The organism is Erythrobacter sp. BLCC-B19 (genome assembly GCF_028621955.1).
In the GTDB taxonomy this organism is placed as follows: domain Bacteria; phylum Pseudomonadota; class Alphaproteobacteria; order Sphingomonadales; family Sphingomonadaceae; genus Erythrobacter.
Genome location: NZ_CP117516.1, coordinates 3573651 through 3586787 on the forward strand (window position 1 = coordinate 3573651; position 13137 = coordinate 3586787).

Consider the following 13137-nt stretch of genomic DNA (forward strand, 5'->3'; position numbering starts at 1 on the left):
ATGGCAGGACGTGTAGCGGGCAAGATGGCCCTGGTGACGGGCGGCGCGCAGGGCTTGGGCCGCGCGCACTGCATCCGCTTGGCGCAGGAAGGCGCGCGGGTGCTGGCGACCGACATCAACGGTGCGGGCGCAGAAGAAACCGCCGCGATCATCAACGCCGAACTCGGCGAAGGCACGGCCTACGGCATCGCGCATGACGTGACCAAGCCCGACCAGTGGGAAGCCGCTGTCGATGCCGCGCGCGAGAAGCTCGGCGGGCTGAATGTCCTCGTCAACAATGCCGGGATCGGCGTTCCGGGCAACATCGAGGCCTGCGATTTCGGTGACTGGCAGCGCTGCTTCGACATCAACGTCAATTCGATCTTCCACGGCTGCCAGAAGGCGCTCCCCCTGATGCGCGAGCACGCACCGGGCTCGATCATCAACATCTCCAGCATCGCCGGCCTGATCGCGAGCGACACCATGCCGGCCTACAACGCCAGCAAGGCGGCGGTGTGGATGCTGTCGAAGTCGATCGCGCTGCATTGCGCGAAGAAGGGGATGCAGATCCGCTGCAATTCGGTCCACCCGACCTTTGTCGACACGCCGATCCTTGATGGCACGGCCAAGGCGCACGCGCTCGACAAGGATGTGCTGATGGAAAAGCTGGCGCGGCAGATCCCGCTGAAGTTTGTCGGCGAGCCCAATGATATCGCCAACGCGGTGCTCTATCTGGCGAGCGATGAAAGCCGCTTCATGACCGGGGCCGAGCTGAAACTGGATGGCGGCATCAGCGCCATGTAAAAGAAAGAGGGGCCCGCAAAGGCCCCTCCCGGTTTCTTTCCATCAGGTGCAGCGGCCCGATAAACCGGGAACCGCTTTGTGTGGTCGCTGCACTCAGTCGGCGATCAGCGCGACCGCGAGGTAGATCAGCACCGGGCTGCCAAAGCCGAGCAGCGTTGCGGCGACAAAGCCGATGCGCACCAGCATGGTGTCGATGCCGAAGTAGTTGCCGATCCCGGCGCAGACGCCGAACACCTTGGCATTGCCCTTGTCGAGGCGGAAGCTGCGGCTCGGCGGGGTGCCGCCCGATTGGCCGGTAATGTTGTTCATGTGAGGCAAACTCCTTGAAAAAGCGGTGGTCGGATCAGGCCATCAGGCCGGGGCTGGCGGGCACGATCGCATAGGCGAAGCTGGCGACCGTCAGCACGACGGCGAAGGCGGCGGAAGCGAAGCGGGAAGAATTGTCAGAGCCGAACATGGTGTGGGTTCCTTCGAATGGGGTTGCGTTGGCGGATCAGGCGACGAGGGTCGGGCTGGCGGGGATGATCGCGTAGGCGAAGAAAGCTGCCGAAAGCACGACCGAGAAGGCGGCGGCGAAGAGGCGGTTGCCGGTTTCGATGGTGGTCATGTGAGGTCTCCTTTGGTGTGTCTTGCGTTGTTTCCGGGACCATCCCGGGGATGCCAAATACATTGCAGGAGCCGTGCCAAACTCGAAAAATGGCGGATTTCTGCGGTTTCGATCCTTTCGCGCCGCAAACAGCACGTTCAGCGAAACGAAAGCTTGGGAAATTTCACCAAGGGTTGGGATCGGTGATTTCGCCAGCACGCGCACTGGCCAAAGCACCCCCCTCCGGCTACCCGCTTGGGGCCATGGGCCTCAGCCGGATCACCCTCGAAAACTTCCGCAACCATGCGGCCACCCAGCTTGGCGAGCCGGCGCATTTCAACCTGCTGGTGGGCGAGAATGGGGCGGGGAAGACCAATATCCTCGAAGCGCTCTCGCTGCTCGGCCCGGGACGCGGGCTCAGGCGTGCGAACCTCGGCGACCTGCCGCGCCGGGCGGTGGCGGGCGATCCGCCCTTGCCTTTCGTGATTGGCGCGAGCCTTTCGGAAGCCGGGACGATCTCGGCGCGGCTTGGCACCTATACCGAACCCGGTCAGCCGGGGCGGCGACTGGTGCGCGTGAACGGTGCGCCCGCCACCTCTGCCAGCCTTGCAGAATGGCTGGCGCTCAGCTGGCTGACCCCGGCGATGGACGGGCTGTTCACCGACAGCGCAGGCGCGCGGCGGCGGTTCATGGATCGCATGGCGCTGGCGCTCGCCCCCGATCATGCGCGGCGGGTGAATGCGCTGGAGACGGCGCTGCGCGAACGCGGCAAGCTGCTCGAAACCCGCGCCGATCCGCGCTGGCTCGATGCGGTCGAGGCCCAGGCGGCCGATCATGGCGCTGCCGTGGCGCGGACCCGCGCCGAACTTGTCCTGCGCCTTGCCGATGAGCTGTCAGCCCTCCCACCCGAACCCTTTGCGCGCCCCGCCCTCGCCTATGTCCCCGGCGGCCCGACCGACGAGACCGCGCTGCGCGCCGAACTCGCCCGCGCCCGCCCGCGAGACCGCGCCGCGGGCCGCGCGCTCACCGGCCCGCAGCGCGATGAATTGCAGGTGCGCATGGCCTCTACCGGGCACTCGGCTGCGGCCTGTTCCACCGGCGAGCAGAAGGCGATGCTGATCGCCATCACGCTCGCCCACGGCATCCTCGCCGCATCCGGGCGGCCCAGCGTGCTGCTGCTCGACGAGGTGGCCGCGCATCTTGATCCCGTGCGCCGCACCGAGTTGTTCAACCGCCTGCGTACGGGCCGCGCGCAAGTGTGGATGACCGGCACCGAACTCGCCCCGTTTGACGCGATCCGCAGCGAAGCGGCGATCTGGCGGGTCTCGGGCGGCGGGGTGGAGCGGCTCTAGGGCGCTTTTGCCGGCGGCAGCGCGCCTTCGACCTCGCCAATCGTCGATGCCACCAGCCGCTCGATCCCCTGCGCGGTCGGGTGGATCTTGTCGGCCTGGAACAGCGAGGGATCCTGATAGATGTCCTCCAGCCAGAACGGGATCAGGCTTGCGCCATATTGCTTGGCGAGATCGCGATACATCGCGTCGAACGCCGCCTGATAGTCCGGCCCGTAATTGGGCGGCGCGCGCATCCCCATCAGCAGCACCGGCACCTTTTGCGCCTTGAGGATGGTGAGCATCTTTTCAAGGTTCGCGCGCGCCTCTTCGGGCGGCAGGCCGCGCAGCATATCATTGCCGCCCAGTTCGAGGATGAACAGCGCGGGCGGCGTGTCCTTCTGCGCGGCGAGCGTGAATTCCAGCCGGTTCAGCCCCGCCGCCGTGGTATCCCCCGAAACGCCCGCATTGATGACATCGGCATTGATCCCCTTGGCGCGCAGGGCGTTTTCGAGCTTTTCGGGATAGGCATCGCGCGGATCGACCCCGTAGCCGGCAAACAGGCTGTCACCGAAGGCGATGATCCGCCGTTCCGGCCCCATCACGGGAATAGCGGGGAGCGCTGGTTTGCCATCCGCCGCGATCTCGCCCTGCGGCGCTGCCTCCTCGGCACTGTCGCCGCAACCCGCCAGCGCCAGCAGCGCGGCGCCCAACACGGCAATTTTCGACCAAGAGCGCTTGTGCATCCGCGAGCCTTCCATACCTGTAGCTTGTTGCTCCCCCTCACCTATGCCATCGGAACCGCGTGACAAGTCCCTCTCTCGCAATCAGCGCTCGCAATCTGACCCTCACCCTCGGCGATAGCGCCGCGCCGGTAACGATCCTGCGCGGGATCGACCTCGATGTGCCGCAAGGCCAGGTCGTGGCGCTGCTTGGCCCCTCGGGGTCGGGCAAGAGCTCGCTGATGGCGGTGCTTTCAGGGCTGGAACGCGCGAGCGGGGGGAGCCTCAATGTGGCGGGGGCGGATTTCGCGATGCTGGATGAAGACGGGCTGGCCGCCGCACGCCGGGGCCGGATCGGGATCGTGCTTCAGGCCTTCCACCTGCTGCCCACTATGACCGCGGCGGAGAATGTCGCGACCCCGATGGAGCTTGCCGCCATGGCGGACGCGCACCCGCGCGCGCTGGCGGAGCTGGAGGCGGTCGGCCTGGCGCATCGCACCGGGCATTATCCCACCCAGCTTTCGGGCGGCGAACAGCAGCGCGTCGCCATCGCCCGGGCCACCGCGCCGCGCCCCGGCCTGATCTTCGCCGACGAGCCGACCGGCAACCTCGATGCCGCGACCGGCGAGGAGATCATCAAGCTGCTGTTCGCCCGCCGCGCCGAGACCGGGGCGACCCTCCTCATCATCACCCATGACGCCAGCCTTGCCGCCAAGTGCGAGCGGGTGTTGACCATGGCGGACGGGGTGATCGTCTCGGACACCATGCCCGCATGAGCCTTCCCCTCGGCACGGCATGGGCGATTGCCCGGCGCGATCTCAACGCGCGCTTCCGCGGCCTCCGGCTGCTGCTGGTGTGCATCTTCCTCGGCACCGCAGCGCTCGCCGCCATCGGCACGCTGACCACCGCGATCGAGCGCGAGCTGGAATCCAGCGGGCAGGAACTGCTGGGCGGCGATCTCGAGGTCGAGGTCTGGCAACGCACGCTCAGCCCCGAAGAACGCAAGGCGCTGTCGGCCTATGGCACCATTTCCAGCGGCTATCGGATGCAGGCGATGGCGAGCACGCCTGATGCGGCCGCGCCGATCGAGCTGAAGGCGGTCGACGCGAAATGGCCGATGTTCGGCTCGCTGCTGCTGGAGGACGGCCGCACCGTCGGCGCGCCCACCGGCACGGATGCGTGGATCGCGCAAACCGCGCTCGAACGGCTGGGGATCAGGCTGGGCGAAAGCTTCAAGGTCGGTACCGTCACCCTGCGCGCGGCGGGGATCATCAAGGACGAGCCGGATCGCCTGTCCGAAGGCTTCCAGCTCGGCCCGACGGTCATCGTGGCCGACAGCGTGCCTACCGAAGCCGGATTGCTGGCACCGGGCGCGCTCTACCAGAGCAAGCACCGCATCGCCTTTGCCGATCCGGGGCGCGACCCCGAGGCGATCGAGGAGGCGCTGACCAAGGCCTATCCCACCGCCGGCTTCGACATCCGCACCCGCGACCGCGCCTCCCCCGGCGCTGACCGCTTTGTGCGGCAGATGAGCGATTTCCTGACGCTGGTGGGCCTCGCCGCGCTGGTGATTGCAGGGATCGGGATTGCGGGCGGCGTTTCGTCCTATCTCGACCAGCGCCGTGCGGGGATCGCGACATTGAAGGTGCTGGGGGCCACCTCCGGCGATATCGTGCGGATCTATGCGATGCAGATCGGCGTTGCGGCGCTGGCGGGAAGCGCGGCGGGGCTGGCCGCAGGCGTGCTGGTGACACCGCTGCTGGCGAGCGCCTTGCAAGGCCTGCTCCCGGTCGAGAGCGGGTTCATTATCGCGCCGGGCGCGCTGCTGCTGGCGGCGGGTTACGGCCTGCTGGTGGCTTTCGCCTTCGCCGCCGCGCCCCTCCTGCGCGCGCGCACCTTCCCGGCGATGGCGTTGATGCGGTCAGGCATCGTGCCCCTGGCGCGAGACAAGCGCGCGCTGCTGGCGACGGGTGCGGGCCTTGCGGCGATCTGCGCGCTGGCGCTGCTGACCACCGCGCAGCCGATGCTGTCGGGCGGGTTCCTGCTCGGCGCGGGCGGAGCGCTGCTGCTGCTCGCCGGGCTCGGATGGGGCATCCAGCGCCTCGCCCGCGGCCTGCCGCGCCCGAAGAACCCGCTTCTGCGGAGCGCCATTGCCAATATCCATCGCCCCGGCGCGCCGACCGGAGCGCTGGTCACCGCATTGGGCTTTGGCCTTGCCGCCTTCGTGCTGCTGGCCGCGGTGCAGAGCGCGATCGACGGCAATATCGCGCAGCGCGTGCCGCGCGAGGCACCTGACTACTTCGTGCTCGACGTGCCGCCCGCGCAGGAGCCGCGCTTCTTCGCGCTGATCCAGGCCGAGTTCCCCAAGGCCGGGATCCGCACCGTGCCCACCATGCGCGGCGCGGTGATCGCTTATGGGGCGAAGGACGCCATGACCCGCGTCGCCGACCTTGAGGAAATCCCGGAGGGCGCATGGGCGCTGCGCGGCGAGCGCGGGCTGACCTATGCCGACACCATCCCGCAGGGCAACCGCGTGGTCGCGGGCGAATGGTGGAGCCCGTTCCACAAGGGCGAACCGCTGGTCTCGATCGATGCCGATTTCGCCCGCGCCGTGGGGCTGGAGGTGGGCGACTATCTCACCATCGCGATCCTCGGCGTCGAGCGCACCGCGCGCATCGCCAATATCCGCGAGATCGACTGGGAGAGCATGGGCTTCAACTTCGCGCTGGTGTTCAGCCGCAATGCGATTGCCGATGCGCCGCACAACCTGTCGGCCACGATCGACCTGCCGGACGGCGCCGATACCGCCGCACGCGGGCGTCTGCTGCGCGCTCTGGTGAAGGAGATGCCGTCCTCCTCGGTGATCGAGGTCGGCGGCATTCTGGTCGAGGCACGAAAGCTGCTCGAACAGGTCAGCCTTGCGACCCTGGCGGCAGCAGCGGTAACGGTGCTGGCAGGGCTTGCGGTGCTGATGGGCGCGATTGCGGCGGCGCGGGCGGCGCGCACCTATGACACGGTGATGCTGCGCGTGCTGGGCGCGAGCCGGCGGCAGATCCTGCTGCTGCAACTCGCCGAATATGGCCTGCTGGCGGGCGTGCTGGCGCTGGTCGCGCTGGGGCTTGGCGGAGGGCTCGCCTGGGTGGTGATCACCCAGCTGTTCGAATTCGACTGGCTGCCCGACTGGGGCGAGGTGCTGGGCGTGCTCGCCCTTGGCATCGCGCTGGTGCTGGGCTTTGCGCTCGCCGGATCGCTGCCCCTGCTGCGGGCGAAACCGGCGCGGGCGCTGAGAGAGCTCTAGGCGAAGACCTCCTCCAGCCGCTCCGCCCCGCCGCCAGTCACTTCGCAATGCAGCGCGGCGGTAAAGGTTGCGGTGTAGAGCATGAAGCCAATCCCCACCGGCACAAACACGAGAAAGCCCAGCCCCATCAGCAGCAGGCCAAGTCCGGTGTTGTCCTGGGCCATATCGGCCGCCACGAAGATCAGCGCGAAGGGCAGCAGCACCGCCACCATCGCGATCCCGAAGAAGCCGAGCAGCGCCAGGAAAATACGCAAGGCCTTGCCCCGCGTCACCGACCAGCTGCGGCGCAGCGCGGCGATCGGACTGAACACCTGATCCACCGCGACAACCGGCACCAGCACCGCAAAGCGGCAAGCCAGAAACAGCATGAGCGGCAGGCTGGCCAACCCGACGAGGCCGCCGAATACCCCCGCGCCGGCGCTTCCTGTCAGCGCAAGCGCGCTCATTATCGCCATTATCACCAACGTAAACGCGATATAGCCAATCGTCAGCAACACCGAAATCGCCAGAAACGGCAGGCAGGTGCGAAAGCCGCGCAGCATCGCATCGCCAAACGCCGCACGCTCCAGCGGCGAGGCGAGTGTCACCATCGCCGCCTGCTGCGCAAAGGCCAGCATCAGATAGGCGGCAAAGAAAAGCGCCATCATGACAAACACGCCGATCCCGATCCCGCTCAAGGCGCTGGCGCTGGCAGGATCGTCGATGGCAAAGCCAAGACCGGCGATCCCGGCAATGCCGACCACCGCGATGACCACCGAGAGCACCGTATAGGCCGCCATCTGGATCGCGAGAAACACCGCCCACATCCCGGCCAGCGGCCATAGCCGCTCACGCAGCATCGCAAAGCTGGTCGAAAACACGCGCCCAATATCAAACATCTGTGTCCCCCAGCGGCCATCCCGCGCCGCAGGTGCCAGAATGCACACGCTGTCCGCGCGTGGCAAACGCAAACCTATTCGAACAGGTCGCCTTCCCACAGTTGACGGGGATCGGGCCCATAACGGTTCGGCCCCCAGGTGCCCTGCTGCGCCATCAGGAACAACAGCCAGCCAAGGCCGAGATAGGGGATGAAACCCACCAGCACCCACCAACCGCGCTTGTCGGAATCGTGCAGCCGCCGCACTTGCAGGGCCAGCACCGGCAGGCCGAATACCGCCGTATAGGCGAGCGTGCCGTAGATCATCAGTTCGGGCGCAAGGATCAGTGTGCCGGCCGTCCCCAGCACAAGATTGGTGACGAGAAACACCACGATGAGCACCGGCACCTGCCAGGCAACGAACAGCCAGTAATCGCGCCGCCGTGCGCGGCCACGGAAATCGAACATCCGGCGGAAAGGATCAATCAGGCTGTCCAGCATGGGAGCTTCATCTCTCGTCAGCGGCGCGCAGGCAAGCCGGACGAAGCCGGTCTCTTCAAATGCAGAGGGCTCCGCACCACTGGTGCGAAGCCCTCACTTTCAGGTTCGTTTCAGACCCGTGTCAGGCCATCAGAACTTGAAGCGCACGAGGCCGCCATAGGTGCGCGGCTGGTTCGGGTAACCCGAAACCGTGCCGGCCTGCGCCACGCCGTCGAACACCGTGATGATGAACTCGTCGTTGAGCAGGTTGCGCGCCCAGGCACCGATTTCCAGACCGTTTTCGAGCTGGAAGATCATCGAGGCGTTCACCAGGTTGGTCTCACGCTGGAAGATCCGCGGATCGCGGCGGGCGTTCACCGGGCCGTTGAAGGTCGGCAGGCCGTTGTTGATGTCGACATTGCTTTCATGGGCGTAGTCGACACGCGTGACCAGCTTGTTGCTGCCGATTTCGAGCGTGTGGGTTGCCGAGGTCGCAATGCTCCAGCCGGGGATGCCGCCGGGGCGGAAGCCGGTGAGGTTGCCGACCGGGCTGGCGGTGAAGCTGTCGAAGTTCGGATCAAGGTGGGTCGCCGCGAAGGTGAACACCAGGCTGTCGCTCGGACGGATCGTCGCATCGACTTCAAAGCCGCGCACCGACTGCTGACCGGCATTGTTCAGCTGGAAGCCGGTGCCGGTGAACAGGAAGCTCTGGAAGCCCTTGATGGTCTGGTCGAACACCGCAAGGTTGAAGCCGAAGCCATCCCACTGCGCCTTCATGCCCAGTTCGTAGACTTCGGCATTTTCCGGCCCGGCGAAACGCGAACCGGTGGTGAGGTTGGCGACGTTCAGCCCGGCATTGGTGATCGGCGAAGCAGGCGCGGCAAAGGCCGAACGGCCCGGCCCCGGAATGAAATCGCCGAACGCCGGACGGCTATCCCGCGACAGGTTGACCGAGCTTGCCTTGAAGCCGGTCGCATAGCTCGCGTAGATGTTGACCTCGTTCGACACCTGATAGGCGGCGCGCAGCAGGTAGGTGAACTTGTCGTCGCGGGTCTGGCCCGGCTCGACCGAGTTCGGGATGGTCAGGAACGGCGGCTGGAACTGGAACGGGGTCAGGCCAAGCAGCGGGTTCGTAGCCGGGTTGGTGGCTGCCGCAAGCAGCTGCTGCTGCACGGCCGTCGGCAGGGCCTGGAACTGCGCACGGGTGAACACATCCGGCAGCGCCGGATTGGCCAGCGTCGCGCCGGTGATGAAGGCATCGACGAGGTTGGTGTTCGACAGCTCGTCAAAGGACTGCTGCGCAAGCGAGAAGTCCTTCTTGTCGTCGGTGTAGTTGAAGCCGGCGGTGAAGACGAGGCCGTCAGCCGGCTCGAAGTCCACGGTGCCGAACACCGACCAGGCGGTGTTGTCCATCGAATACTGTTCCGCCGTCAGCGGGCCGGGGCTGAAGATCGAGCCCTGGGGCAGGCCGAGACCGGCCTCGACGCCGTTGAACAGCGTCGGGCTGCCGCCCAGCAGCGCGAAGAAGGTGCGCGCGTCGGCACCCGTGGTCAGCGCGCTGTCCTGCCGGATCGACTCGTCGAAGTAGAAGCCGCCGAGCAGGAAGTTGATCGGGCCGTCGAAGTCCGAGGTCAGACGCAGTTCCTGCGTGAAGGTCTTGACTTCCTGATCGCGGGTTTCGGTCACCACGTCGGCGCTGGTGAAGTCGACGTCCTGATCGAGGAAGTTCTTCAGTTCGCGATAGGCGGTGATCGAGGTGAAGGTCAGCGGGCCGGTGTTCCAGTCGGCCTGGATCGAGCCGCCGTAGTTGTCGACGGTGTTGCGCGGTTCCTGGCTGAGGAAGGTGTTGTAGCTGAAGAAGTTGGTGTCCAGCGCACCGCCCACCGCGACGATCGCGGGCGCGGTCGGCCCGGCAACGAGGGTCGAGACGAGGCAGCAGGTCTCGTCGATCGCGGCATAATCGGCAATCGCGCGGATCTTGAAGTCCGGGGTCGGCTCGATCAGCAGCTGGCCGCGTGCCGACCAGCGGTTGCGGTCCGACACATCGGTGTTGAGGTTCTGGATGCGGGCATAGCCGTCACGGCGGTTGTAAGAACCATCGAGCGAAAAGGCGACGTTTTCGGCAATCGGCCCGGTCACTTCGCCGCGCAGCACGATGGCATCATAGTTGCCGTAGCTGGCTTCGACCTGGCCGCCGAATTCGTACTGCGGCTCCTTGGTGACGACCGAGATCACGCCCGCGGACGCGTTCTTGCCGAACAGGGTCGATTGCGGCCCGTTCAGCACTTCGATGCGCTGGACCATGTTAAGGTCGGACAGGGCAGCTGCCGAGCGCGAGCGGAAGACGCCGTCGATGAACACGCCGACCGAGGGCTCGATCCCGAAGTTGTTGTCGCCGTTGCCGAAGCCGCGGATGATGAAGGTGGTCGCCGATGCGCTCTGCAGCTGGCTGACGCGCAGCGACGGCGTGACGGTCTGAAGGTCGAGCACGTCGCGGATCTGAGCCTGTTCGAGCACTTCGCCGCTGGTCACCGACACCGAGATCGGGGTTTCCTGCAGGGTCTGCTCGCGCTTGGACGCGGTGACGATGATGACGTTGGTGCTTTCGGGCGCCTCGACTTCAGGCTCGCCGTCCTGGGCCAGCGCCGCGCCGGGCATGGCCAGGCAGGCGGCCCCTGCAAGCAGGGTGAATCGATAGGCGCCGGCAGAGCCGGTGAAGGTCGAACGCATGGAAGCTCCTCTCCAAAAATCCCCCGACCCCGGTGCCCTTTTGCGGGCACGCACCGTCCCAGTGCGCTCTCTCCCGTGGTCGTGTCGCGGAGTGATAAGCCAGCCGCGCCCCTGCCACAAGCCGCAGGCTGGCAGTTTTGAGGGGCAAATCGCCGAATTGTTGCGCAAGAGTCACACTGCTTGCCCTCGGCAAAGGCCTCGGTGTTGCCCCAACGCTTGCCCCTTGGACGCACCCCTGCTAGGCGCGCCGGCGATGTTGCATCGCAGCACATGGAGCCTTGCGCGGCGCTTGCCGTAGCGTCCGGTTGCTGTCGCTAACCCGCCACAAACCTTGCCTAACGCGGTCCGCCCCTAGCGCCCGCCATGTTTTTCACCCGGATGCGCCCCGCACCCGGCCTTTCACCGGAAGTTTTCGCAAAAATGTCGTCCGCCCTCAGAAATATCGCGATCATCGCCCACGTTGACCACGGCAAGACCACGCTGGTCGACCAGCTGTTCCGCCAATCGGGCACTTTCCGCGAGAACCAGCGGGTCGAGGAACGCGCGATGGATTCGGGCGATCTCGAAAAGGAACGCGGGATCACCATTCTCGCCAAGTGCACCAGCGTCGAGTGGGAACAGGGCGGCGCAACCACCCGCATCAACATCGTCGACACTCCCGGCCACGCTGACTTCGGCGCCGAAGTCGAGCGCATCCTCAGCATGGTCGACGGCGTGATTCTGCTGGTCGATAGCGCGGAAGGCGCGATGCCGCAGACCAAGTTCGTGACCGGCAAGGCGCTGGCGCTGGGCCTCCGGCCCATCGTCGTGGTCAACAAGATCGACCGCCCCGACGGCCGTCCGCAGGAAGTGCTCGACGAGGTGTTCGACCTCTTCGTCAGCCTCGATGCCAATGACGAACAGCTTGATTTCCCGGTGCTCTACGCCTCGGGCCGCGAAGGCTACGCCAGCGAGGACGCCGAAGCGCGTTCGGGCACGCTGGCCCCGCTGTTCAACAAGGTGATCGAGCACGTCCCGGCCCCCGGCCTCGATCCGGATGCCAAGTTCGCCTTCCTGGCGACCCTGCTGGATCGCGACAACTTCATGGGCCGCGTGCTGACCGGTCGCGTCCAGTCGGGCACGATCCGGGTGAACGATCCGATCCACGCCATCGACATGGACGGCAAGGTGATCGAAACCGGCCGCGCGACCAAGCTGATGAGCTTTGACGGTCTGGAGCGCGTGCCGGTCGAAATCGCCCGCGCAGGCGACATCATTGCGTTGGCGGGTCTGGAGAAGGCGACCGTCGCCAACACCATCTGCGACCCCAGCGTCACCGAACCGATTGCCGCCCAGCCGATCGACCCGCCGACGCTCGCCATGCGTTTCTCGGTCAACGACAGCCCGCTTGCGGGCCGCGAGGGCAGCAAGGTCACCAGCCGCATGATCCGCGACCGCCTGCTGCGCGAGGCCGAAACCAACGTCGCGATCCGCGTCACGGAATCCGAGGACAAGGACAGCTTCGAAGTCGCCGGCCGCGGTGAACTCCAGCTCGGCGTCCTCATCGAAACCATGCGCCGCGAAGGCTTCGAGCTCGGCATCAGCCGCCCGCGCGTGCTGTTCCGCGAGGAAGACGGCAAGCGCATGGAGCCCTACGAGACCGTCGTGATCGACGTCGATGACGAGCACTCGGGCACGGTCGTCGAGAAGATGCAGCGCCGCAAGGCCGACTTGGCCGAAATGCGCCCCTCGGGCGTGGGCAAGACCCGCATCACCTTCTCGGCCCCCTCGCGCGGGCTGATCGGCTACCACGGCGAATTCCTGTCCGACACGCGCGGCACCGGGATCATGAACCGCCTGTTCGAGAAGTATGGCCCCTACAAGGGCCCGATCGAAGGTCGCCTCAACGGCGTGTTGATCTCCAACGGCGATGGCGAGGCGGTGGCCTATGCGCTCAACTCGCTGGAAGAGCGCGGCACCCTGTTCATCGGCCCGCAGATGAAGGTCTACGAAGGCATGGTGATCGGCGAGAACGCCAAGCCCGATGACCTTGAAGTCAATCCCTTGAAGGCCAAGCAGCTCACCAACATCCGCTCGAGCGGCAAGGACGACGCAATCCGCCTCACCCCCCCGCGCCGCATGAGCCTCGAGCAAGCCATCGCCTATATCGACGATGATGAAATGGTCGAAGTGACCCCGCAGTCGATCCGCCTGCGCAAGGCCCTGCTGTGCCCGCACGAACGCAAGAAGGCCAAGCGCAAGAAGGAGGATTGATCTGGCGCAGCGCCATCGGCGCCGCTCGCCCATCCCCAAAGCAACTGACCCCGCGCAGCCACAGCCGCGCGGGGTCAGGCATTTCAAGGCAGGTGCCTAGA

Annotated in this window: 12 protein-coding genes; 5 read left to right on the top strand and 7 right to left on the bottom strand. The window is 66.4% G+C overall.

What is annotated here, in order from left to right; translation table 11 throughout:
- Positions 1-783, top strand: coding sequence for an SDR family oxidoreductase (locus tag PS060_RS16850; RefSeq protein ID WP_273984659.1), 783 nt, complete (start codon positions 1-3; stop codon positions 781-783).
- Positions 784-876: 93 nt separating this feature from the next.
- Here the strand turns inward: PS060_RS16850 and PS060_RS16855 are convergent, their stop codons facing one another.
- The 3 genes from PS060_RS16855 to PS060_RS16865 are packed head-to-tail and all read right to left on the bottom strand — an operon-like array spanning position 877 to position 1390.
- Positions 877-1092, bottom strand: a complete 216-nt coding sequence (locus tag PS060_RS16855; protein WP_273984660.1) for a PspC domain-containing protein — start codon at positions 1090-1092, stop codon at positions 877-879.
- Positions 1093-1126: 34 nt separating this feature from the next.
- Entirely contained in the window at positions 1127-1240 is a 114-nt protein-coding gene (locus PS060_RS16860; RefSeq protein ID WP_273984661.1) for an enoyl-CoA hydratase, read from the bottom strand.
- A 36-nt stretch (positions 1241-1276) separates the two neighbouring features.
- Entirely contained in the window at positions 1277-1390 is a 114-nt protein-coding gene (locus PS060_RS16865) for an enoyl-CoA hydratase (RefSeq protein WP_273984662.1), read from the bottom strand.
- Positions 1391-1632: 242 nt separating this feature from the next.
- Between PS060_RS16865 and recF the strand changes: the two genes are divergently transcribed.
- Positions 1633-2721, top strand: coding sequence for a DNA replication/repair protein RecF (gene recF / locus PS060_RS16870; protein ID WP_273984663.1), 1089 nt, complete (start codon positions 1633-1635; stop codon positions 2719-2721).
- Here recF and PS060_RS16875 read toward each other — a convergent pair.
- Positions 2718-3443 carry an arylesterase gene (locus tag PS060_RS16875; RefSeq protein WP_273984664.1) on the bottom strand — a complete coding sequence of 242 codons (726 nt, stop codon included), beginning with the start codon at positions 3441-3443 and terminating at the stop codon, positions 2718-2720. The genes recF and PS060_RS16875 overlap by 4 nt on opposite strands.
- A gap of 59 nt (positions 3444-3502) precedes the next feature.
- On the opposite strand from PS060_RS16875, the gene PS060_RS16880 reads away from it, so the two are divergent.
- Positions 3503-4195, top strand: a complete 693-nt coding sequence (locus tag PS060_RS16880; RefSeq protein ID WP_273984665.1) for an ABC transporter ATP-binding protein — start codon at positions 3503-3505, stop codon at positions 4193-4195.
- A complete protein-coding gene (locus PS060_RS16885) occupies positions 4192-6717 on the top strand; it encodes an ABC transporter permease (protein ID WP_273984666.1) in 2526 nt (841 codons plus the stop codon). The genes PS060_RS16880 and PS060_RS16885 overlap by 4 nt, the downstream gene beginning before the upstream one ends.
- Here the strand turns inward: PS060_RS16885 and PS060_RS16890 are convergent.
- The 3 genes from PS060_RS16890 to PS060_RS16900 all read right to left on the bottom strand — a co-directional run bounded on the left by PS060_RS16890 (position 6714) and on the right by PS060_RS16900 (position 10783).
- Positions 6714-7595: a hypothetical protein gene (locus tag PS060_RS16890; protein WP_273984667.1), complete on the bottom strand. Its 882-nt coding sequence runs from the start codon at positions 7593-7595 to the stop codon at positions 6714-6716. The two genes, PS060_RS16885 and PS060_RS16890, sit on opposite strands and share 4 nt — an antisense overlap.
- A 74-nt stretch (positions 7596-7669) precedes the next feature.
- Positions 7670-8074, bottom strand: coding sequence for a DUF805 domain-containing protein (locus tag PS060_RS16895; protein WP_273984668.1), 405 nt, complete (start codon positions 8072-8074; stop codon positions 7670-7672).
- Between the two features lie 129 nt (positions 8075-8203).
- Positions 8204-10783, bottom strand: coding sequence for a TonB-dependent receptor (locus tag PS060_RS16900; RefSeq protein WP_273984669.1), 2580 nt, complete (start codon positions 10781-10783; stop codon positions 8204-8206).
- Between the two features lie 420 nt (positions 10784-11203).
- On the opposite strand from PS060_RS16900, the gene typA reads away from it, so the two are divergent.
- A complete protein-coding gene (gene typA / locus PS060_RS16905) occupies positions 11204-13036 on the top strand; it encodes a translational GTPase TypA (RefSeq protein ID WP_273984670.1) in 1833 nt (610 codons plus the stop codon).
- Positions 13037-13137: the final 101 nt, after the last annotated feature.